The following is a 23,691-nucleotide window of genomic DNA, read 5'->3' on the forward strand; positions in this document are numbered from 1 at the left end:
TGGCTATGAGGAAATCAGAGCATAAACTGACATTTATGCAGACGCTCATTATGATCAGCAGCACACTGATCGGTGCCGGGGTTCTAACCCTTCCCCGCTCAGCTGCCGAAACCGGCAGTCCGAGCGGATGGCTTATGATACTGCTGCAGGGCGTTATTTTTATTATCATTGTTCTGCTTTTTTTGCCTTTCCTTCAAAAAAACAGCGAAAAAACTCTTTTTAAGCTCAACAGCATTGTAGCTGGAAAATTCATCGGCTTTCTATTGAATTTATATATCTGTCTATATTTCATTGGGATTGTTTGCTTTCAAGCTCGGATTTTGGGAGAGGTTGTCGGATTCTTTTTGTTGAAAAACACGCCAATGGCAGTTGTTGTGTTTATATTTCTTGCAGTTGCCATCTATCATGTGGGCGGAGGCGTTTATTCAATTGCAAAAGTATACGCTTATATTTTTCCTATAACCCTTATTATTTTTATGATGCTTCTGATGTTCAGCTTTCGCTTGTTCCAGTTCGATTTTATCCGGCCTGTTTTTGAAGGAGGCTATCAAAGTTTTTTCTCTTTATTCCCAAAAACACTTTTATATTTCTCAGGATTTGAAATCATCTTTTATCTCGTCCCATTTATGAGAGATCCAAAGCAAGCGAAAAAGGCTGTTGCTTTTGGGATCGGGACTTCTACAGTGTTCTACAGCATTACTTTGTTCATTGTGATTGGCTGTATGACTGTGGCTGAGGCAAAAACGGTGACATGGCCGACCATTTCCCTCATCCACGCATTAGAGGTTCCGGGTATTTTTATTGAACGATTTGATTTGTTCTTACAGCTGACCTGGACAGCTCAGCAATTTACCTGTATGCTCGGATCCTTCAAAGGCGCCCATATCGGGTTAACGGAAATCTTTCATCTAAAAAATAAAAACAATGCTTGGCTGCTGACTGCAATGCTGGTTGCGACGTTTTTCATAACGATGTATCCCAAGGACTTGAATGACGTGTTTTATTACGGGACGCTTCTTGGATATGCTTTCTTAATTGTGATTGCAATTCCATTCTTCGTCTGGCTTTTAAGCTGGGTACAGAAAAAACTTGGGAGGAGTCAGCTGCAATGAAAACAGCAACAAAACTCGCAGTCATGTTTCTAATGCTGCAGGTTCTCTGCGGGTGCTGGGATGTTAAAAATATTGAGAAACTATCCTTTGCCAGAGGGCTGGCGATTGATGAGACAGATGATCACCAGTACAAACTGACGTATCAAAACCTTCTTCCCCAAAGCGAAGACAGCCAATCATCCGGAAAACCCGAATTTGTTAATGTGACGTCCTACGGGAAAACGATCCTGGAAGCAGTCAGTGACGTATCCATCAAGGACCCTCCTGTTTATAGCGATCATTTAAAAGTGATTCTTTTGGGAGAAAAACTGATGAGGAATCAAAATGTAGACCAAGTCTTCAACCACTTTATCCGGGATGATGAGCTGCGGCGAAGCAGCTATTTGATGGCAGCCCGAGGGAATGCAGCTGATGTTTTCACAAAAGGAAACCCCAATCAGCAGCAGCCGATGCCCTCAGAAAAACTGATTGATTTGACAACTCACAGCGGATATAACGGTAAGATTATGATACCGCTGCGCATCGGCAGAGCATCTATATACTCTCAGAACGGGTACAGTTATCTTATTCAAGCCGTGAAAAACCAAAAGGGAAAAGCCAAGTATGACGGTTCAGGCGTTATCAAAAGAGGCAGCAATAAACTCGTTGGGTTTCTTTCAGCTGATGAAACCCAAACACTGACATGGGTCATGGGGACGATCCAAGGCGGTGTCATGCCAACGACAGATAAAGGACATCCGATTACGTTTGAAATTAAAAAGTCGAAAACGAAAATTAAGCCCGTCATTGAAAACGGAAAGCCTGTCTTTCAGATTTCTGTTAAAACAAAGGGCATCCTGACAGAAGACCAAAACCCGAATGAAAACTCCTTTAGCAAAAGATATTTGCACAGGCTGGAGAACATTTTTGAGAAAAAGCTTGAACGAGACGTAAAGCAGGTAATGGATAAACTGCAGCACGAGTATAAAACCGATCCGGTCTTTTTATCAGACCACATAAGGATTCAACACCCTAACTACTGGAATAAAGTAAAAGGGCATTGGGATGAAATATTTTCTGAGGCTGATTTTAAGTACGATATTTCTTTTAAAATCATTAACTTTGGTACGGTGGGAAAGTAAGCAATCAAAAGGGTGCGCATGATCGCGCACCCTTTTTTATGTTCCGACAGTCTGCTGTTTTCCGGCTGCTCCTCCCTGTCCGTTTTTGTCCCGTAAATCCTGCTCAATTTCTTCAAGGCTTTTTCCCTTTGTCTCTGTCACTTTAAATCGAACAAATAAGAACGCCATGATACCGATCGCGGCATAAATCAGGAATAAATAACTGATTCCGATCGCTTCCATTAATATTGGATAGGTTAGTGAAACAATCAGTGTCCCAACGTGCAACATTAAGGTCGAAACACCGGTCCCGATTCCTCTGACGTGAAGGGGGAACAATTCAGGAAGCATCACCCACACAACCGGTCCCCAGCTGACCGCAAAGACAACGATAAACACGCCTAAACAAATGACGGTCGTCCATGAGGCAGCCGGAGTGTTATCGAAAAAGAGATTTACTAAAGCGAGAACGATCAAGCTGATCACCATTCCCGCATTCCCGAATAGCAATAACGGCTTTCTTCCAATCTTGTCGATGATTTTAATCGCTACTAATGTCATGACAACATTGACTGTGCCGATTCCGACCGTGCCTAAAATCGAAGCGGAGTTTCCAAATCCGACGTTTGTAAAGGTCTTTGGCGCATAGTAGATGATCGTATTCGTTCCGATAAATTGCTGCAAAAAAGCGAGTCCCAAACCTGCAATAAGCGCTGGGCGCACCCATGGATCGAACAGCTCCTTCAGACCGCCTTCATCCTGCTTTTCCGCTTCTTTTATATCATGTATTTCCTGATCAATATCTTTTGTGCCACGCAATTTTTCAAGAATTTTCTTTGCTTTGCTTTCTTCGCCATTCGTGAACAGCCAGCGCGGGCTCTCCGGCATAAACAAAATGCCAATGAGCAAGAGCAATGACGGCACAGCAGCCAATCCAAGCATCCAGCGCCACGCTTCGGCATCGGCAAATATGTAATTGACAATGTAAGAAAGAAGGATGCCGACCGTGATCATCAGCTGATTCAGCGATGACAGCGCCCCGCGTTTATGTTTTGGCGCCAGTTCAGATAAATAAAGGGGCACGATTGTCGTCGATGTTCCGACTGCAAGTCCTAAAATGATGCGAAACAGCACCATGACTCCCGTATTTGGGGCCAGTGCGACACCAAGACCGCCTATACAAAACAGCAGCGCGGCTGCCATAATTGCTTTTTTTCTTCCGAAACGGTCAGTCAGCTTGCCGGCTGCTCCTGAGCCTAATATCGCCCCAACCAGCAAGGAGCTGACAACAAGACCTTCTGTAAACGCGTTTAAGCCTAACTCCTTTTTCATAAATAAAATAGCTCCGGAAATCACTCCGGTATCATAGCCATATAACGCGCCTCCAAGAGCTCCGAAAAAATAAAGCCATATATTTGACTGCTTTTTCATAAAAATGACTCCCTTTCTCCATCAGCTGCAATGACATTGTCTGTGGGATTTTTTTAGAAATCTTTTAGCCTCTTTTTCCGGCTATTAAACCTTTTTATTTTGCTGATCATAGGTTTTCCAATCATTTACTTGTATTTTTTTCAATGTCACTGAAACATTTTACCTGCTGCGGCGTCCAATATAAGGTGATTCAGCACATCATCATTATCAATTTTCAAAAACAAGAACTTATAAATATAGGAATATTTATCGAAAAATGTCTTTCGAGGAGTTGCCCCATGGCAAATAGAATGGTACGCTTCAAATATTAAAGAAACGTGAGGTATTGATATATGGAAGAACGAACACAACGCAGAAAGAAAAAGAGAAAACTGAGAAAATGGGTGAAAGTCGTTGCCGGTTTAATGGCTTTTCTAGTCATTGCGGCAGGCTCTGTCGGCGCCTACGCTTTTGTAAAGCTGAACAATGCTTCTAAGGAAGCTCATGTCAGCCTTGCACGCGGAGAACAATCCGTAAAACGGATCAAAGAATTTGATCCTGGAAAAGATTCATTTTCTGTATTGCTCTTAGGAATTGATGCCAGGGAGAAAAACGGCGAGACCGTCGATCAGGCAAGAAGTGACGCGAATGTGCTGGTTACATTTAATCGGAAAGAAAAAACAGCTAAAATGCTGAGCATTCCGCGTGATGCCTATGTAAATATCCCAGGCCACGGGTATGATAAATTCACACATGCTCACGCCTACGGCGGCGTTGACCTGACTGTGAAAACAGTTGAACAAATGCTGGATATTCCCGTCGATTATGTCGTAGAAAGCAATTTCACGGCTTTTGAAGACGTCGTAAACGAGTTAAATGGCGTCAAAGTAACGGTAAAAAGCGATAAAGTCATTCAGCAAATCAAAAAAGATACAAAAGGTAAAGTCGTTCTCCAAAAAGGAACACATACGCTTGATGGTGAAGAAGCGCTCGCTTACGTAAGAACACGTAAAGCGGACAGTGACCTTTTACGCGGGCAAAGACAAATGGAAGTGCTGAGCGCCATTATAGATAAATCAAAATCATTGAGCTCAATTCCGGCTTATGATGATATTGTGGATACGATGGGGCAAAATTTAAAAATGAACTTATCTCTTAAAGATGCCATCGGCCTGTTCCCGTTCATCACTTCATTGAAATCAGTTGAGTCTATTCAGCTGACGGGTTATGATTATGAACCTGCCGGAGTCTATTATTTCAAATTGAATCAGCAAAAGCTGCAGGAAGTTAAAGAAGAGCTGCAAAACGATTTAGGTGTATAATGAACGGGATGGCGATTACGCCATCCCGTTTTACATATTTCCTTATTGAAAATTATCAAAGTAACGATTAGCCTTAATTTATATGGATTATGTTTCACAGGCAAGCTGAACATACTACACGAAGCAGCTTCATTTTTAAGGAGGTTCCCCTACATATGAAATGTATTGCGATTGATCTAGACGGAACATTACTCAATAAAGAAAGCGTCATTTCTGCGGAAAACAGAGAGGCGATCAAGCGGGCCGTTGATGCCGGCATCCTCGTCACCATTTGCACGGGAAGAGCGACATTTGATGTAAAAGCGCTGCTGAATGACTTGGACATCCCTATCATTGCAGCTAATGGCGGCACGATCCATGACACGGGTTACCGTTTGATCAGCCGGACATTAATGGATCAGGAAGCCGGTAAAGCGATTGCTGATTACTTACTTTCAAAAAACATTTACTTTGAGGTATATACAGATGACCATCTGCTTTCTCCTTTTGACGGCGAAGCTAAGCTGCACGCGGAGCTTGACATTCTAAAGAGCGCAAACCCAAACGAGCAGACGGATGACTTGTGGCAAGGAGCCATGACTCAATTCAAACAGTTTGGCATTAAACCAATCCCTCATATCGAATCGGTTTTTGACGGCGGTGAAAACATTTATAAGCTTCTTTGCTTCTCCTTTGATATGGACAAGCTGAAACAAGCGAAGGAAGAACTGAAGCATCATAAAAAACTGGCGCAAACCTCTTCAGGAAAACATATTATCGAAATCCTGCCGGCCTCTTCAGGAAAAGGACGCGCGTTAACAAAGCTGGCTGACATATACGGAATTGAAACACAGGATATCTATGCGATCGGCGATAGTCCAAACGATTTGTCCATGTTTGAAGTCGCCGGACACCGAATCGCCATGGAAAATGCGATTGATGAATTAAAAGAAAAAAGCACCTTTGTCACAAAAAGCAATGACGAAAATGGTGTGGCCTACTTTATAGACCAGCTTCTTTCAGGACAATATGCATAAAGAAAAGACTCCAGAGATTGGAGTCTTTTTCTTTTATTGCACCCGTATACTTCCTGCGTATTTATCCTTCCAATATGTGCTCGTGTTCATATTGGTGATGGTCACGCCGTTTGATAATGTAACGTGAACAACTTGTCCGTTTCCGATATAGATGGAGGGATTTAAGCTTGTTGATTGAAAGAACACAATGTCTCCCGGCTTCAGGTCCGCCTTCTCAATCTTAGTTCCGGCATTGTACTGGCTTGTTGCGTATCGAGGCAGGGAAATACCAGCTGCTTTCTGGTAGACATATTGGACAAATCCAGCTGTATCAAATCCTGTCTCAGGTGTTACTCCGCCCTGTTTGTAAGGCACTTCTCCGACATAAAGCGTCGCTTCGGAAACAATCGGATTTTCTTTCGGGATTGTCAGGTTGTCAAATCGGCGAATACCCGTCATCTTCGATTTCCAGTAATCCTCTGACAAATAGGAAATGGTTACTTTTTCTGACCGGCTTGCCTGAATGAACCTGCCTGCGCCCGCATAAATGCCTGCATGTGAAATTCCCGTTTTATACGTATTACTGAAATAGACGACATCACCAGGCGTTATGTTCTGAGGGGCTACCTTCTCGCCCACTGCCCACTGCTGTTCGGCTGATCGTGGCAGATAAATGCCGAGTGCCTGTTGAAACACATATTGCACAAGCCCCGAGCAATCAAAGCCCTCTGACGGCGTGCTTCCGCCAAACACATATGGGACACCGATATATTTTTCAGCCTCCTGTACGACAGGAACATCAGCCGTTGCCGGATCGGCAGCGATTCGTCTCGCCCCGATATAAGTTCCGCTCCAATAGCTGCTTTTTTTGTAATTGGTGATGATAACCCCTTTTGACTGTGTACTGTGAACCATTTGGCCGTCTCCGATATAAAGGGCGTCATGTGTCGGAACAGTGCCGGTGCTCCCCTCTTTCTTGAAAAACAAAATATCACCCGGCTTCAGGTTTTCCGGCTTTACAGCTGTTCCGATTTTATACTGGTCGTTTACAGATCTCGGCAGATGAATATCAGCCTTACTGAACACATATTGTATCAATCCTGATGGATCGAAACCCTTTTTCGGCTTTTCCCCGCCATATTTATACTGATATCCAAGCAGGTTTTTTGCTTCGCTGACAATCAATTCTGATGATGTATCAGCTTCCGCAATCTCCGCTTTTGTCATAATTGGAACCAAAAAACAAATGATAACCGCCACAAGCAAAAACTTCTTCCAGTTTGCCAGTGTGTTCACTTTTATTATCTCCTCCTCTTTTTGCAGTTTTAACATCGGTATTTTTTTGAATATGTTAAGAGACTTTTTGATATTTTTACAGAATGAATATGCTGGGCAAATAAAAAGAGAGTGTCTCATCAGACACTCTCTTTTTTGAATTATTTATTGGCGTTTACCGGTTCTTCCTGCTGTTGGATTTTATTCATTTCCATATCAATCTTCTGTTTTTCCTGATCTGTCAGCTGATCATTGAATTTAAAAGCTGACATAAACATGAACACGATGGCTACGGCAACAAATGGCCAGATGGCTTTGACAAATTTCATCTTTATCACTCCGTTTATTTAGATTTTAGTTTGTCACTATGATCAATATCAAACGTCAGTTTTCCGTCTTCTACTTTCCAAGCGAAATTAGAGTCTTTCGTCAGTTCGCGAATAATGGTTTTCTGTTTAAGGCTGTCTTTTTTCACAGGTGCAGGTGTCGCTTCATGGATATCGATCGGTGTCACTTCAAAGCGGCCTGTTCCATTTTTCTTCAGGTGATACTGAACCAGTGCACTGTCTCTTGTTCTCGTCCAGCCTTGATCAAAGACAAAGTTGCCGAGGCTGTAGAAAATGACGGTTCCGTTATATACTTCAATCGGTTCTAAGACGTGCGGGTGATGGCCGACGATGATGTCAGCTCCCGCATCAGACATGGCTCTTGCAAGCTGGCGCTGGCGGTCATTTGGATCATTGTCATACTCTTGTCCCCAGTGTGACTGCACAACAACAATGTCAGCATGTTTTTTCGCTTCTGAAATCATAGGGATGAAGATTTCAGGATCTGCGGGCAGCACGCCCGGCGTATTCTTTTTAGCGGCGAAACCTTTCCCGGACACATCGGTAAAGCCAAGCGTTGCAATCGTTACCCCGTTGACTTTCTGGTACGAAATTTTCTTTTTCGCATCACTTAAGCTGTATCCCGCTCCAACGATATCAAGGTTTTGCTTCGCAAATTCTCCAAGTGTATCTTTCATGCCCTGAACGCCGTAATCCATTGCGTGGTTGTTGGCGCTGTTGAGAACTGTGAAATTCATGTCCTTCAAGACTTTTACTGATTCCTTATTCGTCTGCAGATGAATCTTTTTATCTGCTTGTTTATAATTCTTTTGATAGGTTACCGGGTTTTCGAAGTTTCCTGCTACATAATCCGAAGCTCTAAAGATCGGTTCAACATATTGAAAAATACTGTCTGCCCCTTTTTGCTCCGTTACTTTTTCAACATAGCGTCCCATCATAATATCGCCTACAAATGAGGCTGAGAGTACGTCGTCAGAATACGTTTTGACCTTCGGCGTTTCCGCTTTTCCCGCCCACATGAAAGCGAACATAAGGACAAAAACGATCGGAATGGCAATAAATACGTGCTTATTGGTTTTCTTTTTTTGCTGTTTTGTCAGCTTTAGCAGCTTTTCATGAAAGCTCAGTTCTTTTTTCATCGTTTGACACACCTTACATTAAATTAAGTAGTAAACAAACATGATTGCAAAGGTCGCTCCGCTCAATAGCAGCGTGCTTCCGAACGTAATGGTTAAACCTTGTTTCTGAATGGTATTGGCAATTAAACCTGGCACGATGATGCCGATTCCTCTAAATTCTGCGATTTCAAATGGTACAATCGGGTATAGAAAATCAAACGCGATTTTCAGGACGATCCCTGTTATCAGCATGGCAGCGAATTTTCTGCGTCCGTACAAAATCATAAATTTGGATAAACCGTATTTCACAATAACATACGTGAGCAAGCTCACTAGCAAAACAAGTAAAATAAAGACCGGCTGATTAAACACAAGTCCTAAATATCCCGGTACAACAAGTCCTGCCGGCACGATCCCTGTTTTTTCCGCAAAAATTAAACTGAGTAGTACACCTAAAATTAGTGCGATGTATAAATCTGATCCGAACATGTCTGCATTTCCCCCTAGCTTACGAGCTGCTTTACCTTGTATTCGTGGATTTTTTCAATTAAAGGCTCTGCGGCACCATGAATATTGCCGACGCCATATATGACACGGTTGTGCATTCTTTTCTTTAACAATTCCATAATTTCATCTGTTGACTTATACTCTAGATCATGCAGTTTGTCTGCAGGAATTTTGCCTTCTTCGTAGGCTTTTACGATCGGTTCTGTTGTTTCACCGATTAAGATCAGTTCACTTGCTTCAATATAAGGCAATACGTCATTTGCGAATTGCTGTGTCCGATCGACACGGTCTGCGCGGCAGTTCATGATGATGATCGGATCATCGGTCGGGTAACCGATTTCTTTTACACGTTTCCATATATTCAAAGTAGAAGAAGCGTCGTTTGCGGCAAACCCATTAACAAAGTGCCCAGGCTCGCTCGGACTGATCAGCGGAAGAATTCTCATTGCTCCCGGATCTGGCGGCGCATTCAGCATTCCCTTAAATGCTGTTTCTTCGTCAATGCCGAGTGCTTGAGCCACACCCAGCGCCAGAGAAGCGTTATCAGGGAATACCATGTATTCAAATTTACGTAAATATTCATCTGTAATTTTTGAGTTATCAGCAATGATGACTTTTGTGTTTCGTTCTTTTGCTTTTTGTTTAAAGAACTCGGTATATTCACTATCTGTAATGACAAGATGGCCATTATAAGGAATTGTAGCGGTAAACGCTTCTGCAATTTCATCAAGCGTCGGCCCCATGACATCCATATGGTCTTCTAAAACATTCACAATGACGCCGATATTGGCCTGCAGAAGTTCTTCCTGAAAGATGATTTGATAATCTGGGTTAACAGCCATGCATTCACTGACAATCGCGTTAGCCCCTCTTTCTACTGTTTCTCTCATGACTTCTTTTTGCTCTCCGATATTCGGCCCCTGAGGTTTCCGTTTAATCGGCTTTTCCTCCGGTGTGTCCCAGTAAATCATTCTTGCATCTGTTCCTGTTGTTTTTCCAACAGTCTTGTAACCGGCTTCTATTAATATTCCGGTTGTCAGCCTTGTCACAGTCGATTTTCCGCGGATGCCGTTAATATTCACCCGAACAGGGAGGGCATCAATGTTTTTCTGATGTCGTCGTTTTTCTAATATTCCGATGACCAGTATGACAGCACAGGCTATAATGAGTAACCACATTGCTTTTCGACATCTCCTTCTATATTGTTGTAAATTCATTCATCAGTATATAGAATCACTATGAATTCTCAATCGGCATTATGTAACATAATCTTCCCTAATCGACTAAGCCAAACTTCTCTTTTGAAAGAGATTTTATACCTACAAACTGTTTTCTATTTTTGGAAAACAGCAGGACTTACACCTTATCACTTTTTTTAAAAATCGAAGAGAATGCGCTTTCATTTTTCTCCTGATATCCTTCTGGACGTATAGTCACACCCCGCTGTTTGTATTTAATATGCATTTCAAATCAATCTTTTTTTCAGCCTGTGTTATCAAGCATCTCCTGCTATCATGCGTGTTTCCGGTTCTTATGAACACAAAATAGTTTTATCCTGTTTCTTAAGGACAAGGTCATAATGTCATCCTTTCTGCATGGAAGCGGCAATATTAGGCCCATTCCAAAATGACTAATGGGACCAGCCATGAAAACGCTAAACATACGAGTCCGAATTCTCTAACATAATTAAACATTTTCTGGGATGATAGTCTTTTCTGTTTCTCACCATTTACAGGTCTAAACGCATGACTTTGAAACAATTTTAATAAAACTTAATATTTGTTCAAGAAATCTTCATCCATATTTGTGAAGACTTTGTCAAAAAAAGAGTGAAAACCTTAAATTTTTCAATTATATATACAATTTACAAGTAGATTTCTTTTGATATTTTTATTGCTAACTTCGGATTGTTCATGATAATCTATCTATGTAAACGGTTACATAAACAAGGAGGAACTGTTTTGGCTACAATTAAAGATGTCGCCGGAGCGGCGGGCGTTTCAGTTGCGACGGTTTCCCGCGTCCTGAATGATAACGGCTATGTACACGAAGAAACGCGAACGCGTGTCATAGCGGCGATGGCGAAGCTGAACTATTACCCGAACGAAGTCGCCAGATCTCTATATAAAAGAGAATCCCGACTGATCGGACTTTTGCTCCCGGATATCACAAACCCTTTCTTCCCCCAGCTTGCCCGCGGTGCGGAGGATGAATTGAACCGGGAAGGCTATCGCCTTATTTTCGGCAACAGTGACGAGGAATTGAAAAAAGAACTTGAATACCTTCAAACCTTTAAGCAAAATCATGTCGCAGGCATTATTGCCGCAACAAATTACCCGGATCTCGAGGAATACAGCGGCATGAATTATCCAGTTGTTTTTCTGGACAGAACACTTGAAGGGGCTCCTTCTGTGTCCAGTGACGGCTATACAGGAGGAAAGTTAGCCGCTCAGGCTATCATTCACGGAAAAAGCCAGCGCATTACGCTCTTGAGAGGACCCGCTCACCTGCCGACCGCTCAAGATCGATTTAACGGTGCTTTGGAAATCTTAAAGCAGGCTGAAGTTGATTTTCAGGTCATTAAGACGGCTTCATTTTCAATTAAAGATGCACAATCGATGGCGAAGGAGCTGTTTGCCGCTTATCCAGCGACAGATGGTGTGATCGCGAGTAATGATATTCAAGCCGCTGCCGTTTTACATGAAGCATTGCGGCGCGGAAAAAACGTGCCGGAGGACATTCAAATTATCGGCTATGATGACATTCCGCAAAGCGGACTTCTGTTCCCGCCACTTTCTACAATTAAACAGCCCGCATATGATATGGGGAGAGAAGCTGCCAAACTGCTTTTGGGTATCATCAAAAAACAGCCGCTGGCAGAAACGGCAATTCAAATGCCTGTCACCTATATAGGAAGAAAGACGACAAGAAAGGAAGATTAAGATGCGTAATATTTGTGTGATTGGTAGCTGTTCTATGGATTTAGTGGTCACCTCGGACAAACGCCCAAAAGCCGGTGAAACGGTTCTTGGCACGTCATTTCAGACTGTGCCGGGCGGCAAAGGAGCAAATCAGGCCGTTGCCGCAGCCAGACTTGGGGCGCAAGTGTTTATGGTTGGCAAGGTCGGAGACGATCATTATGGAACAGCTATTTTGAATAATCTCAAAGCTAACGGCGTTTGCACTGACTATATGGAACCGGTTACACATACGGAAAGCGGAACCGCTCATATTGTGCTTGCTGAAGGCGACAACAGCATTGTCGTTGTCAAAGGCGCGAACGATGACATCACCCCAGCGTATGCGTTAAACGCGCTCGAACAGATTGAAAAGGTCGATATGGTGCTGATTCAGCAGGAGATCCCAGAAGAAACGGTTGATGAGGTGTGCAAATACTGCCATTCTCATGATATCCTGATCATGCTAAACCCAGCACCGGCCCGCCCGCTCAAGCAGGAAACAATTGATCACGCCACCTATCTGACGCCGAATGAACACGAGGCTTCGATTTTATTCCCTGAGCTTACCATTTCTGAAGCTCTGGCGCTTTATCCGGCAAAGCTCTTTATTACGGAAGGAAAACAAGGCGTCCGCTATTCGGCTGGCAGCAAGGAGGTGCTCATCCCGTCCTTCCCTGTTGAGCCCGTTGATACAACCGGAGCCGGTGATACGTTTAACGCAGCCTTTGCCGTGGCCCTGGCTGAGGGAAAAGATATTGAAGCCGCATTGCGGTTTGCCAATCGTGCCGCTTCCCTTTCTGTCTGTTCCTTCGGTGCCCAAGGCGGAATGCCGACAAGAAATAAAGTAGAGGAGCTGCTGTCATGAAAAAACACGGTATACTGAACAGCCATCTTGCCAAGATTTTAGCCGACCTTGGCCACACTGATAAAATTGTCATCGCGGATGCCGGACTGCCGGTTCCTGACGGCGTTTTGAAAATTGATCTTTCACTGAAGCCGGGCCTTCCGGCTTTCCAAGATACAGCGGCAGTACTGGCTGAGGAAATGGCGGTCGAAAAAGTCATTGCTGCAGCTGACATAAAAGCATCCAATCAGGAGAATGCGAAATTTCTAGAAAATCTTTTCTCTGAACAAGAGATTGAATACCTTTCTCACGAGGAGTTTAAGCTGCTGACAAAAGAAGCAAAGGCAGTCATAAGAACAGGAGAATTCACACCATATGCCAACTGCATTCTGCAGGCGGGTGTGCTTTTCTAGAAAGGAGGATGAAACATGCAGATTGAAATGAAAGACATTCATAAAGCATTCGGAAAAAATCAGGTGCTGTCAGGCGTTTCCTTTCAGCTCATGCCTGGCGAGGTTCACGCATTAATGGGAGAAAACGGCGCCGGCAAGTCCACGCTTATGAACATTTTGACAGGCCTGCACAAAGCAGATAAAGGTCAAATCAGCATAAACGGAAACGAAACGTATTTTTCCAATCCGAAAGAAGCGGAACAGCATGGAATAGCCTTTATCCATCAGGAATTGAATATCTGGCCGGAAATGACCGTTCTTGAGAATCTATTTATCGGTAAAGAGATATCCTCCAAGCTGGGCGTCTTACAAACAAGAAAAATGAAAGCGCTAGCAAAGGAGCAGTTTGACAAACTCTCCGTCTCTCTTTCTCTTGATCAAGAAGCCGGCGAATGTTCCGTCGGACAGCAGCAAATGATCGAAATCGCAAAAGCGCTTATGACAAATGCCGAGGTCATCATTATGGATGAACCGACCGCAGCGTTGACTGAACGTGAAATCAGCAAGCTCTTTGAGGTCATTACAGCGTTAAAAAAGAACGGCGTCTCCATTGTCTATATTTCGCATCGCATGGAAGAAATTTTTGCGATTTGCGACAGAATTACCATCATGCGTGACGGAAAAACGGTAGATACAACAAACATCTCAGAAACTGATTTTGATGAAGTCGTCAAAAAAATGGTCGGACGGGAGCTGACTGAACGATATCCAAAACGCACTCCTTCTCTCGGTGACAAAGTATTCGAGGTGAAAAATGCCTCCGTAAAAGGGAGTTTTGAGGATGTCAGCTTCTATGTGCGTTCCGGTGAGATCGTCGGTGTTTCAGGATTAATGGGAGCCGGCCGGACAGAAATGATGAGAGCGCTGTTCGGCGTTGACAGGCTGGACACGGGTGAGATATGGATCGCTGGGAAAAAAACGGCTATTAAGAACCCGCAGGAAGCCGTGAAAAAAGGTCTCGGCTTTATTACAGAGAATCGCAAGGATGAAGGGCTCCTGCTCGACACCTCGATCCGCGAAAATATTGCCCTGCCCAATCTGTCCAGCTTCTCACCAAAGGGTCTCATTGATCATAAGCGGGAGGCTGAATTTGTCGATCTGTTAATCAAACGCCTCACTATCAAAACAGCATCACCGGAAACGCACGCACGCCATTTATCAGGAGGAAACCAGCAAAAAGTGGTGATAGCCAAGTGGATCGGCATCGGACCGAAAGTGCTTATCTTGGATGAGCCAACCAGAGGTGTGGATGTTGGCGCCAAACGAGAGATTTATACGCTGATGAATGAGCTGACCGAACGCGGCGTCGCTATCATCATGGTGTCATCAGAGCTGCCTGAAATTCTGGGAATGAGCGATCGGATTATCGTTGTCCATGAAGGCAGAATAAGCGGAGAAATCCATGCGCGAGAAGCAACACAAGAACGAATTATGACACTTGCCACGGGAGGGCGGTAATATGAAAACGGAACAACTGCAAACAGAACAAAAACGGATTCACTTCGACGGAGTCATGCAAAGACTCGGCCCGTTTCTTGGTTTATTTATTCTCGTTATCATTGTATCTATTTTAAATCCCAGCTTTCTTGAACCGCTGAATATTTTAAACCTGCTTCGCCAGGTCGCAATTAACGGATTAATCGCGTTCGGGATGACCTTTGTCATTTTGACAGGCGGCATTGATCTTTCTGTCGGCGCTATTCTTGCCCTGTCCAGTGCTTTAGTTGCGGGGATGATTGTGTCCGGTGTCGATCCGGTTCTCGCGATCATCCTTGGCTGTATCATTGGTGCCGTACTAGGCATGATCAACGGATTATTGATTACTAAAGGAAAAATGGCGCCCTTTATCGCCACGCTTGCGACCATGACTGTGTTTCGCGGACTGACGCTAGTGTATACAGATGGAAATCCGATTACCGGACTTGGCACAAACTACGCTTTTCAGATGTTCGGACGCGGTTACTTTTTAGGCATTCCTGTACCGGCGATTACGATGGTTCTTGCCTTTGTCATCCTTTGGGTGCTTCTTCATAAAACACCATTCGGACGCCGGACGTACGCAATCGGCGGCAACGAGAAAGCCGCGCTCATTTCAGGCATCAAAGTGACGCGCGTGAAAGTGATGATCTATTCTTTAGCCGGGCTTTTATCCGCTCTTGCAGGTGCCATATTGACTTCCCGCCTGCATTCGGCCCAGCCGACTGCGGGAGAATCGTACGAACTTGATGCTATCGCGGCAGTCGTCTTAGGCGGAACAAGTCTTTCTGGCGGCCGAGGACGCATTGTCGGCACGTTAATCGGGGTACTGATCATCGGCACACTTAATAACGGACTTAATCTGCTTGGCGTCTCATCATTTTATCAGCTGGTTGTCAAAGGGATTGTTATCTTGATTGCGGTATTATTAGACCGCAAGAAGTCAGCTTAGGAGGGTTTTCACATGAAAAAGGCTGTATCCGTCATTTTAACGTTATCATTATTTTTGTTAACCGCCTGTTCGCTTGAGCCTCCCCAATGGGCAAAGCCGTCAAACTCGGGGAACAAAAAGGAATTCACCATTGGCTTGTCCGTCTCAACACTTAATAATCCTTTTTTTGTCTCATTAAAAAAGGGTATCGAAAAAGAAGCTAAAAAACGGGGAATGAAAGTCATCATTGTTGATGCACAAAATGATTCATCGAAACAGACGAGTGACGTGGAAGATTTAATTCAGCAAGGTGTTGATGCATTATTAATCAACCCGACTGATTCTTCGGCGATCTCAACGGCAGTAGAATCTGCAAACGCAGTCGGTGTGCCCGTCGTAACAATCGATCGATCTGCCGAACAAGGAAAAGTTGAAACCCTCGTTGCTTCCGATAATGTAAAAGGCGGTGAAATGGCCGCGACGTTTATTGCCGACAAACTTGGAAAAGGAGCAAAGGTGGCAGAGCTTGAAGGCGTCCCCGGCGCATCTGCCACACGGGAACGCGGCTCAGGATTCCATAACATCGCAGACCAAAAACTCCAAGTTGTCACAAAACAATCAGCTGACTTTGACCGCACGAAAGGCCTGACTGTCATGGAAAACCTGCTGCAGGGACATCCTGATATCCAAGCTGTTTTTGCTCACAACGATGAAATGGCGCTCGGTGCTCTCGAGGCAATTAACAGCTCGGGGAAAGACATATTGGTGATCGGTTTTGACGGCAATAAAGATGCGCTCGCTTCCATTAAAAACGGAAAGCTGTCAGCCACCGTCGCTCAGCAGCCTGAATTAATCGGTAAATTGGCTACAGAAGCAGCAGATGATATTTTGCACGGGAAAAAAGTGCAAAAAACAATATCCGCGCCTCTCAAACTAGAAACACAAAAATAATTGTCTGATGTTTAGGAACCTGCGATAACGTGAATAGAGATATAGAATGAATTATTTCTCTTACGTGAGGAGAGGAACGGCATGAACAAACCAACAAAACTATTTTCAACATTAGCACTTGCGGCTGGAATGACTGCGGCGGCTGCTGGCGGCGCTGGAACGATCCATGCCCAACAGCCAGAAACAACGGTAAGCATTGATGATTTATACAGTTATCCGATTGATTCTTATTTGGTATCAGCAGAGGCTCTAAATGTCAGAACGAAGCCTTCCGCATCAAGCCAGAAAGCCGATACGCTGCACCTAGGAGATAGCTTAAAGCTGATTTCCTTCTCAAATGCTGACTGGGCAAAGGTTCAGTATAAAAACGGAAAAATAGGATTTGTCTCCACTCATTACATTGTAAAAGCAGCGACAACGGTAAAAACCAAAACAAAAACAAAAGTATATACTTCCGCTGATGGAAAGAGCATTAAGACTCTTCCAGCAGACACAAGCGTTTCTTTTTTAGGCTGGAGTAAAACGAATAAAGGCGGTTTTGATTTTGATTGGGTATTCGTTGATTACGGCGGTGCGACAGGTTATATGAAAACAAAGGATTTACACATGACAAAATAACTGAGAGGGATTCCGCATTTATGCGGAATCCCTTTTATTATGAATTGATTTGTCACATTCCCAAGATATTTCTCAGGAAATATTGTCGTATGCTGTGTCGAAACCTTACATGATCATCGACATTTTTGTTCACGCTAAAAAGCGGAGGTGTAAATATGGATCAATTTGAAGCAGCATATGAATCGTATAAAGCCCGGCAAACAACTGTCGATCAAGAAAATGTTCCATCTGGAAAAGAAGAAATTATTGCGGTTAGAAGAAATGAGGAAGACAATATTATCGCAGTGAAAACCAATACAGGAAGAGAGCTCGACTACCCTACTGCGCTGTCAGAAGCAAAATCAGGAAAACTCGCTCATGTTGATGTCTTCCATAAATACGGGCGTGACATTTTGCGAAGTGAACCGGACGGCATCAAGGAAAATAACCTGTCTGAGCTGCCGGATTTTTAAACAAATACAGCCCTGCCGTATGTTGGACAGGGCTGTATTTTAAACAAAAGGCTGCTGGATGTATTCGGCTAACCGTTTTGCACTGTGAGAAATATCCTCTGCAGCTGCATAATTCACGCCATAGAACACATATGGAGGCAGATACTTCATGCCGATCAGATTACTCGTGGCCTGAAATGGTTTCAATAGCTCACTGATCGAGTAATGATTTGCTCCGCCCGCTTGATATTTTTCCGCTTCGCTCCCTGTTGATACAGCCAGCATCAGCTCCTTGCCATGCAAGGCATTTCCTTCTGAACCAAAAGCCCAGCCGTAAGTCAGCACAAGATCCTGCCATTTTTTCAAGAGCGGCGGAGAGCTGTACCAATATAGCGGGAATTGAAAGACAATCCGATCGTATTCCTCGCACAGCTGCTGTTCCTTCGCAACATCTATTTCTTCATCCGGGTATTCCTTATAAAGATCCCGTACTGTGATATTGTCATGTTTACTCAATTCCTCAGCCCACGCCTTATTGACAACTGAGGTCTCCATATGAGGATGAACTGCCAAAACCAATATTTTCATCAGACCACACCTTTACTGTTTTGATGTTATTTTATCTAAAATCAGGAAAAGAGCCAAATAAAAAGAAAGCCCTGTAAAAGGGGCTTTCTTTTTTTCTTTTATTCAGGGCTTCCTTCAGTTGTTTCGATATCTTTCGCAAAATCAGGGTTATCCAGATTCGCATTAAAGAAATCCGCTGTGTTCGGAAGTCTGAGATTCATGTTCATTTTTTGAGAAATCGTAACCGTGCAATCCTCAAGCACATAGTCAAAAACGTGTCCGCCTGAATTGCGTCCTTCGTCAATGAAGTGCAGGTGATAGCCTGAAACGGCGATTCCGTTTGCATAAGCTGGTGTCAAGAAACCTACGATCGTCCCTCTCACGTTGTCGAAGTTGAAAATCGGCTGTGTTTTGACCGCTTCAACCATTGGCACGTAAGGTTTTTCTTGAAGTTCTACCGTTCTTGTCTGCACCTTTTTAAACAATCCGTCAATACGAATTGCATAAAATAAGTTTCTGCTTGGCAGCATGCTGTTGATCTCTTTTTCAAAGTCTTCGCGTGTCATTTTCGCATCAATTTTGTGCGTCATGTCCGGTGTAAAGAACGTAAATGAACAGAACGGTGAACGGTCTCCTTTTTGGACCGGTGTCGCGGTTCCGTCTGAGCGAAGACGGTAAAATTCGCCGTCAAACCCAATCAGCTCTCCGTCAAGCTTGTTAAAGGTTCCGATACCGAAGTCTCCATATTTCGGAATCTCTGACAGTTCAAAATCTCCGTCATATACTCCGTCTAATAGAGAAGTCATTGTTGATACTTGATAAATCTGGCTCACAGGCTGGTCTTTTTGACCGCGGCTGAGCACTTGAATGTTGCTTTCTCGTTTCATATTTCCCTTCACTCCTTTTATTTAGTGCTGTTCATAAAACAGTGTCGTGATGCGCAGAGTGCTAGAGAGCTTTCGTTTTCATGAGTTCCCCGAATTCTTTCGGAAGCTTGTCACTTGCTAAATTAATGTTATCACTGTAGTCAACCGGGACATCGATGATGACAGGACCTTCAGCGTTCATGCCTTGACGCAGAACATCTGCCAGCTGGTCTGGTGATTCCACGCGCAAGCCAGTTGCTCCGAAGCTTTCCGCATATTTTACGATATCGATATTTCCGAAATCGACCGCAGATGTACGGTTATATTTTTTCAATTGCTGGAATGCAACCATGTCATATGTGCTGTCGTTCCATACAATGTGTACAATTGGTGCTTTTAGTCGAACTGCTGTCTCTAATTCCATTGCTGAGAATAAGAAACCGCCGTCACCAGAGACAGAAACCACTTTTTCTCCCGGTTTCACCAATGAAGCGCCGATTGCCCAAGGAAGCGCAACGCCGAGTGTTTGCATACCGTTACTGATCATTAATGTTAACGGCTCGTAGCTGCGGAAATAACGTGACATCCAAATGGCGTGCGAACCGATATCGCAAGTTACTGTAACATGATCATCGACTGCATTACGCAACTCTTTAACGATTTCAAGAGGGTGCGCTCTGTCTGATTTCCAATCTGCAGGCACCTGCTCACCTTCATGCATATATTGTTTTAAATCAGAAAGGATTTTCTGCTCACGCTCTGCAAATTCCACTTTCACAGCATCGTGTTCGATATGATTGATCGTGGACGGAATGTCACCGATCAATTCAAGATCAGGCTGGTAAGCATGATCAATGTCAGCGATAATCTCGTCTAAATGGATAATTGTCCGGTCTCCATTGACATTCCAGAATTTCGGATCATATTCAATCGGGTCATAGCCGATCGTCAGAACAACATCTGCCTGCTCTAGCAGTAAATCGCCAGGCTGGTTGCGGAACAAACCGATACGGCCAAAATACTGATCCTCTAAATCTCTAGAAAGGGTACCGGCAGCTTGATATGTTTCAACAAATGGAAGCTGAACCTTTTTCAAAAGCTTGCGAACCGCTTTAATTGCTTCCGGTCTTCCGCCTTTCATGCCGACCAAAACGACAGGAAGTTTTGCTGTTTGGATTTTTGCTATGGCCGCACTGATTGCATCATCTGCTGCAGGACCGAGTTTTGGTGCTGCAACAGCACGCACGTTTTTCGTATTTGTGACTTCGTTCACAACATCTTGCGGAAAGCTCACAAAAGCGGCCCCAGCCTGCCCTGCTGACGCTATCCTAAACGCATTTGTAACAGCTTCCGGTATATTTTTTACATCTTGAACTTCTACACTGTATTTTGTAATCGGCTGGAATAGCGCCGCATTATCCAAAGATTGATGTGTCCGTTTTAAACGATCTGCACGGATCACGTTTCCAGCAAGCGCAACGACAGGGTCTCCTTCAGTGTTCGCTGTCAACAGGCCTGTTGCCAAGTTAGAGGCACCCGGTCCTGATGTGACTAACACGACTCCCGGTTTTCCAGTTAAACGGCCGACTGCTTGGGCCATGAATGCTGCGTTTTGTTCGTGCCGAGCAACGATAATTTCAGGTCCTTTATCTTGTAAAGCGTCAAATACCGCATCAATTTTTGCACCTGGAATGCCAAATACATGTGTGACACCTTGCTCCACCAAGCAATCAACAACAAGCTCCGCCCCTCTGTTTTTCACAAGGGATTTTTGTTCTTTTGTTGCTTTTGTCAACACCCTCACTCCTTATTATGCATTTTAAACGTAAAATTTTAAATATCTTGTGATAAGTTTCACTATACACTCTTTGGAAATTGACCTCCAATATCGATTCGCCTTATGATTAATATGTAATACGAATTATTAACCTATGGAAAGGAATGCATATTGAATGGAGCTTCGCCATCTTCAATACTTTATCGCAGTAGCCGAAGAGCTTCATTTCGGAAAGGCTGCCCGGCGGCTGAACATGACGCAGCCTCCTCTCAGCCAGCAGATCAAACAGCTGGAGGAAGAAGTCGGAGTTACGCTTCTGAAAAGGACAAAACGATTTGTCGAGCTTACCGCAGCAGGAGAAATCTTTTTAAATCATTGCCGCATGGCATTGATGCAAATCGGACAAGGAATTGAACTGGCACAGCGGACGGCCCGCGGCGAGCAAGGCCTTCTCGTAATCGGTTTTGTCGGATCAGCTACATATGAATTTCTGCCGCCGATTGTCCGGGAATATCGTAAAAAATTCCCATCTGTGAAAATAGAACTGCGTGAAATATCCTCGTCTAGGCAGCAGGAGGAGCTACTAAAGGGCAACATTGATATTGGTATACTTCATCCTCCCTTACAGCATACAGCTTTACATATCGAAACCGCCCAAAGCAGCCCTTGTGTTTTAGCTTTGCCTAAGCAACACCCATTGACTTCTAAGGAATCAATTACGATTGAGGATTTAAGAGATGAACCAATTATTACTGTTGCTAAAGAAGCATGGCCTACTCTATACATGGATTTTATTCAGTTCTGTGAACAAGCGGGCTTCAGACCCAACATTGTCCAGGAAGCCACAGAATATCAAATGGTGATTGGTTTAGTCAGCGCCGGAATTGGTATGACATTTGTTCCTTCCTCAGCCAAAAAATTATTTAATTTGGATGTTACTTATCGAAAAATGGACCAAATACAGCTTAATGCCGAATGGGTTATCGCTTACCGCAAAGACAATCATAATCCGCTTATAAAGCATTTTATTCATATTTCAAATTGTCAGCAGACAAGAACTAAAGAGAGTGATGCAGGTACATGAACGATACTTGCAATCTCTTTTTTCTTTTGGGATTCTTATGGAAATTTTATTAATTTAATATAATCGCTTAGTACAACTTCATATCAGTATACGTATACATACAGTACAAATAGTTGGCAAGGACATTAGTAAGCGCAGGACATTAGTTTGATTTTAAAAATGAAAGATAGAGAGGTGAAGTAAATTATTGAGTTCACCGGCATATTCACATTGCTCGCTTTTTTCGTAACAATGATTTTTATTTTCTGGAGACCAAAAGGACTAAATGAAGCTATCCCCGCCACATTTGGCGCTTTAATGGTTTTATTGTGCGGAAGTGTGTCATTGGCAGACTTAGGGGAAATCGGAACAAAAGTCACGGGTGCATCGGTTACAATCCTTGCCACTATGATTATGGCCATTGCACTAGAAAGCTTTGGTTTCTTTTATTGGGTGGCTGCAAAACTGCTCCAACAATCCAAGGGTTCAGGCATCAAGCTTTTTTGGCTAACCAATTTGCTCTGCTTTCTCATGACCATTTTCCTGAATAATGATGGGAGCATTTTGATCACAACTCCAATCCTTTTGCTTGTACTAAAATATTTAGGTTTAAAAAAACATCAAAAAACCCCATATTTATTAAGCGGTGTTTTAATAGCCACAGCCTCTAGCGCACCGATTGGCGTAAGTAATATTGTTAATTTAATTTCTCTCAAAATCATTGGAATGGATCTATATCTTCACACTGCCATGATGTTTGTCCCTAGTATGATGGGACTCATTTTTATGACCTGTCTACTGTTTATGTTCTTTTATAAACGTCTTCCCAAGAACCTGCCAGATATACCGAGCCATTTTCAGTCTCTGCGGCATAGAAGGTACCATCCTCTTCATTCGCCATCAGCTCCTTTACCAGAACGAAATCAAACAAAAATCATGTTGTTTGTGCTTGCATTTGTTTTTCTCGTCAGAATGAGTCTATTTGCAGCATCATATACCGGTATTTCTGTTCCTCTAGTCGCTGTCATCGGATCTTTTATCCTGTTGAGCTGGAGATGGATTTATTTCAAAACCTCCCCAAGAGACTTGTTATATAAATCGCCTTGGCACATTTTTATATTCGCTTTTACTATGTATGTCTTAATTTATGGTCTGCATAATATTGGATTCACTGAGTTACTTGTGAATTATTTTGAACCTGTGGTTTCTGGAAGCCTCGCCCACGCAACTTTCGCATCAGGTATCTCTACTTCTGTTTTTTCTAATCTCTTTAACAATCATCCAGCGTTAATGATCAGTACTTTTACCTTAACTGAAATGACCCTGAATCCTTCAACAACAAAAATCATCTACTTGGCAAATATTATCGGCAGTGATATCGGTTCATTATTATTACCTATGGGAACTTTAGCAACGCTTATTTGGATGCATATATTAAAACAGCATGATGAAAGTATTTCATGGGGCGAATATATAAAAACGACCATTATCATCATTCCGCTGACTGTTCTTTTTACGTTAACATGTTTATATTTTTGGATCAGTTGGTTATTTCTTTAGCACTGTATG

General features: G+C 43.3%; 23 protein-coding genes. 14 read left to right on the forward strand and 9 right to left on the reverse strand.

Going from position 1 to position 23,691, the window contains the following annotated elements; genetic code table 11:
- Positions 1-5 precede the first annotated feature (5 nt).
- Positions 6-1,112 carry a spore germination protein GerBB gene (gerBB, locus tag QF06_RS16320; protein WP_041850455.1) on the forward strand — a complete coding sequence of 369 codons (1,107 nt, stop codon included), beginning with the start codon at positions 6-8 and terminating at the stop codon, positions 1,110-1,112.
- On the forward strand, positions 1,109-2,233 hold the full coding sequence (gene gerBC / locus QF06_RS16325; protein WP_041850454.1) for a spore germination protein GerBC: 1,125 nt from the start codon (positions 1,109-1,111) through the stop codon (positions 2,231-2,233). The genes gerBB and gerBC overlap by 4 nt, the downstream gene beginning before the upstream one ends.
- 36 nt (positions 2,234-2,269) lie before the next feature.
- Here the strand turns inward: gerBC and QF06_RS16330 are convergent, their stop codons facing one another.
- Positions 2,270-3,643, reverse strand: a complete 1,374-nt coding sequence (locus tag QF06_RS16330; RefSeq protein ID WP_038429742.1) for a sugar porter family MFS transporter — start codon at positions 3,641-3,643, stop codon at positions 2,270-2,272.
- A gap of 332 nt (positions 3,644-3,975) precedes the next feature.
- Here QF06_RS16330 and tagT point away from each other — a divergent pair, with 332 nt between their 5' ends.
- Together tagT and ywtE are read left to right on the forward strand one after the other, a co-directional pair.
- The gene (tagT, locus tag QF06_RS16335; RefSeq protein WP_015714819.1) at positions 3,976-4,944 is read left to right on the forward strand and encodes a polyisoprenyl-teichoic acid--peptidoglycan teichoic acid transferase TagT; all 969 of its coding nucleotides are present in this window, start codon (positions 3,976-3,978) and stop codon (positions 4,942-4,944) included.
- 155 nt (positions 4,945-5,099) lie between these two features.
- A complete protein-coding gene (ywtE, locus tag QF06_RS16340; RefSeq protein WP_041850453.1) occupies positions 5,100-5,960 on the forward strand; it encodes a 5-amino-6-(5-phospho-D-ribitylamino)uracil phosphatase YwtE in 861 nt (286 codons plus the stop codon).
- A gap of 33 nt (positions 5,961-5,993) precedes the next feature.
- Here ywtE and pgdS read toward each other — a convergent pair whose 3' ends face one another.
- From pgdS to pgsB, 5 genes are all read right to left on the reverse strand, one after another.
- Positions 5,994-7,235: a gamma-DL-glutamyl hydrolase gene (gene pgdS, locus QF06_RS16345; RefSeq protein WP_082044618.1), complete on the reverse strand. Its 1,242-nt coding sequence runs from the start codon at positions 7,233-7,235 to the stop codon at positions 5,994-5,996.
- A 140-nt stretch (positions 7,236-7,375) separates the two neighbouring features.
- Complete coding sequence (edmS, locus tag QF06_RS21505; RefSeq protein ID WP_003227896.1) at positions 7,376-7,543, reverse strand: extrachromosomal elements maintenance protein EdmS; 168 nt, start codon at positions 7,541-7,543, stop codon at positions 7,376-7,378.
- 14 nt (positions 7,544-7,557) lie between these two features.
- A complete protein-coding gene (gene pgsA / locus QF06_RS16350) occupies positions 7,558-8,700 on the reverse strand; it encodes a capsular polyglutamate synthetase PgsA (protein ID WP_003227891.1) in 1,143 nt (380 codons plus the stop codon).
- An 18-nt stretch (positions 8,701-8,718) separates the two neighbouring features.
- Positions 8,719-9,168: a poly-gamma-glutamate biosynthesis protein PgsC gene (gene pgsC, locus QF06_RS16355; protein ID WP_003227889.1), complete on the reverse strand. Its 450-nt coding sequence runs from the start codon at positions 9,166-9,168 to the stop codon at positions 8,719-8,721.
- Between the two features lie 14 nt (positions 9,169-9,182).
- Positions 9,183-10,364 (reverse strand): poly-gamma-glutamate synthase PgsB, encoded by a 1,182-nt coding sequence (gene pgsB, locus QF06_RS16360; protein WP_003227883.1) that lies wholly within the window; start codon positions 10,362-10,364, stop codon positions 9,183-9,185.
- A 783-nt stretch (positions 10,365-11,147) separates the two neighbouring features.
- On the opposite strand from pgsB, the gene QF06_RS16365 reads away from it, so the two are divergent.
- The 8 genes from QF06_RS16365 (at position 11,148) to QF06_RS16400 (ending at position 17,870) form a co-directional block, all read left to right on the forward strand.
- Positions 11,148-12,128: a LacI family DNA-binding transcriptional regulator gene (locus tag QF06_RS16365; protein WP_043940208.1), complete on the forward strand. Its 981-nt coding sequence runs from the start codon at positions 11,148-11,150 to the stop codon at positions 12,126-12,128.
- Position 12,129: 1 nt separating this feature from the next.
- Positions 12,130-13,011, forward strand: a complete 882-nt coding sequence (gene rbsK / locus QF06_RS16370; protein ID WP_043940209.1) for a ribokinase — start codon at positions 12,130-12,132, stop codon at positions 13,009-13,011.
- A complete protein-coding gene (rbsD, locus tag QF06_RS16375) occupies positions 13,008-13,403 on the forward strand; it encodes a D-ribose pyranase (RefSeq protein ID WP_029318753.1) in 396 nt (131 codons plus the stop codon). The genes rbsK and rbsD overlap by 4 nt, the downstream gene beginning before the upstream one ends.
- A 15-nt stretch (positions 13,404-13,418) precedes the next feature.
- Positions 13,419-14,900, forward strand: coding sequence for a ribose ABC transporter ATP-binding protein RbsA (gene rbsA / locus QF06_RS16380; RefSeq protein ID WP_014478164.1), 1,482 nt, complete (start codon positions 13,419-13,421; stop codon positions 14,898-14,900).
- A 1-nt stretch (position 14,901) separates the two neighbouring features.
- Complete coding sequence (gene rbsC, locus QF06_RS16385) at positions 14,902-15,870, forward strand: ribose ABC transporter permease RbsC (RefSeq protein WP_041850451.1); 969 nt, start codon at positions 14,902-14,904, stop codon at positions 15,868-15,870.
- 12 nt (positions 15,871-15,882) lie between these two features.
- Positions 15,883-16,800: a ribose ABC transporter substrate-binding protein RbsB gene (rbsB, locus tag QF06_RS16390; protein ID WP_015251072.1), complete on the forward strand. Its 918-nt coding sequence runs from the start codon at positions 15,883-15,885 to the stop codon at positions 16,798-16,800.
- Positions 16,801-16,881: 81 nt separating this feature from the next.
- Positions 16,882-17,418, forward strand: a complete 537-nt coding sequence (locus tag QF06_RS16395) for an SH3 domain-containing protein (RefSeq protein ID WP_021480756.1) — start codon at positions 16,882-16,884, stop codon at positions 17,416-17,418.
- A gap of 155 nt (positions 17,419-17,573) precedes the next feature.
- Positions 17,574-17,870, forward strand: a complete 297-nt coding sequence (locus tag QF06_RS16400; RefSeq protein ID WP_003227867.1) for a DUF3892 domain-containing protein — start codon at positions 17,574-17,576, stop codon at positions 17,868-17,870.
- A 39-nt stretch (positions 17,871-17,909) separates the two neighbouring features.
- Here the strand turns inward: QF06_RS16400 and QF06_RS16405 are convergent, their stop codons facing one another.
- From QF06_RS16405 to alsS, 3 genes are all read right to left on the reverse strand, one after another.
- Complete coding sequence (locus QF06_RS16405; protein WP_015714827.1) at positions 17,910-18,437, reverse strand: NAD(P)H-dependent oxidoreductase; 528 nt, start codon at positions 18,435-18,437, stop codon at positions 17,910-17,912.
- 98 nt (positions 18,438-18,535) lie between these two features.
- Positions 18,536-19,303, reverse strand: coding sequence for an acetolactate decarboxylase (gene budA, locus QF06_RS16410; protein ID WP_024572687.1), 768 nt, complete (start codon positions 19,301-19,303; stop codon positions 18,536-18,538).
- 61 nt (positions 19,304-19,364) lie between these two features.
- Positions 19,365-21,077: an acetolactate synthase AlsS gene (gene alsS / locus QF06_RS16415; RefSeq protein WP_014478171.1), complete on the reverse strand. Its 1,713-nt coding sequence runs from the start codon at positions 21,075-21,077 to the stop codon at positions 19,365-19,367.
- 157 nt (positions 21,078-21,234) lie between these two features.
- On the opposite strand from alsS, the gene alsR reads away from it, so the two are divergent.
- Complete coding sequence (gene alsR, locus QF06_RS16420) at positions 21,235-22,143, forward strand: acetoin biosynthesis transcriptional regulator AlsR (protein WP_003227859.1); 909 nt, start codon at positions 21,235-21,237, stop codon at positions 22,141-22,143.
- Positions 22,144-22,353: 210 nt separating this feature from the next.
- A complete protein-coding gene (locus QF06_RS16425; RefSeq protein ID WP_077670997.1) occupies positions 22,354-23,682 on the forward strand; it encodes an arsenic transporter in 1,329 nt (442 codons plus the stop codon).
- Positions 23,683-23,691 lie beyond the last annotated feature (9 nt).

Source organism: Bacillus sp. YP1 (assembly GCF_000877815.1).
Classification (GTDB): Bacteria; Bacillota; Bacilli; order Bacillales; family Bacillaceae; genus Bacillus; species Bacillus subtilis.

Excerpts from the sequence above, each read along its gene's own strand:
- gerBB (WP_041850455.1), top strand. The coding sequence starts at position 6 with ATGAGGAAATCAGAGCATAAACTGACATTTATGCAGACGCTCATTATG.
- gerBC (WP_041850454.1), top strand. The coding sequence starts at position 1,109 with ATGAAAACAGCAACAAAACTCGCAGTCATGTTTCTAATGCTGCAGGTT.
- QF06_RS16330 (WP_038429742.1), bottom strand. The coding sequence starts at position 3,643 with ATGAAAAAGCAGTCAAATATATGGCTTTATTTTTTCGGAGCTCTTGGA.
- tagT (WP_015714819.1), top strand. The coding sequence starts at position 3,976 with ATGGAAGAACGAACACAACGCAGAAAGAAAAAGAGAAAACTGAGAAAA.
- ywtE (WP_041850453.1), top strand. The coding sequence starts at position 5,100 with ATGAAATGTATTGCGATTGATCTAGACGGAACATTACTCAATAAAGAA.
- edmS (WP_003227896.1), bottom strand. The coding sequence starts at position 7,543 with ATGAAATTTGTCAAAGCCATCTGGCCATTTGTTGCCGTAGCCATCGTG.
- pgsA (WP_003227891.1), bottom strand. The coding sequence starts at position 8,700 with ATGAAAAAAGAACTGAGCTTTCATGAAAAGCTGCTAAAGCTGACAAAA.
- pgsC (WP_003227889.1), bottom strand. The coding sequence starts at position 9,168 with ATGTTCGGATCAGATTTATACATCGCACTAATTTTAGGTGTACTACTC.
- pgsB (WP_003227883.1), bottom strand. The coding sequence starts at position 10,364 with ATGTGGTTACTCATTATAGCCTGTGCTGTCATACTGGTCATCGGAATA.
- rbsK (WP_043940209.1), top strand. The coding sequence starts at position 12,130 with ATGCGTAATATTTGTGTGATTGGTAGCTGTTCTATGGATTTAGTGGTC.
- rbsD (WP_029318753.1), top strand. The coding sequence starts at position 13,008 with ATGAAAAAACACGGTATACTGAACAGCCATCTTGCCAAGATTTTAGCC.
- rbsA (WP_014478164.1), top strand. The coding sequence starts at position 13,419 with ATGCAGATTGAAATGAAAGACATTCATAAAGCATTCGGAAAAAATCAG.
- rbsC (WP_041850451.1), top strand. The coding sequence starts at position 14,902 with ATGAAAACGGAACAACTGCAAACAGAACAAAAACGGATTCACTTCGAC.
- rbsB (WP_015251072.1), top strand. The coding sequence starts at position 15,883 with ATGAAAAAGGCTGTATCCGTCATTTTAACGTTATCATTATTTTTGTTA.
- QF06_RS16395 (WP_021480756.1), top strand. The coding sequence starts at position 16,882 with ATGAACAAACCAACAAAACTATTTTCAACATTAGCACTTGCGGCTGGA.
- QF06_RS16400 (WP_003227867.1), top strand. The coding sequence starts at position 17,574 with ATGGATCAATTTGAAGCAGCATATGAATCGTATAAAGCCCGGCAAACA.
- QF06_RS16405 (WP_015714827.1), bottom strand. The coding sequence starts at position 18,437 with ATGAAAATATTGGTTTTGGCAGTTCATCCTCATATGGAGACCTCAGTT.
- budA (WP_024572687.1), bottom strand. The coding sequence starts at position 19,303 with ATGAAACGAGAAAGCAACATTCAAGTGCTCAGCCGCGGTCAAAAAGAC.
- alsR (WP_003227859.1), top strand. The coding sequence starts at position 21,235 with ATGGAGCTTCGCCATCTTCAATACTTTATCGCAGTAGCCGAAGAGCTT.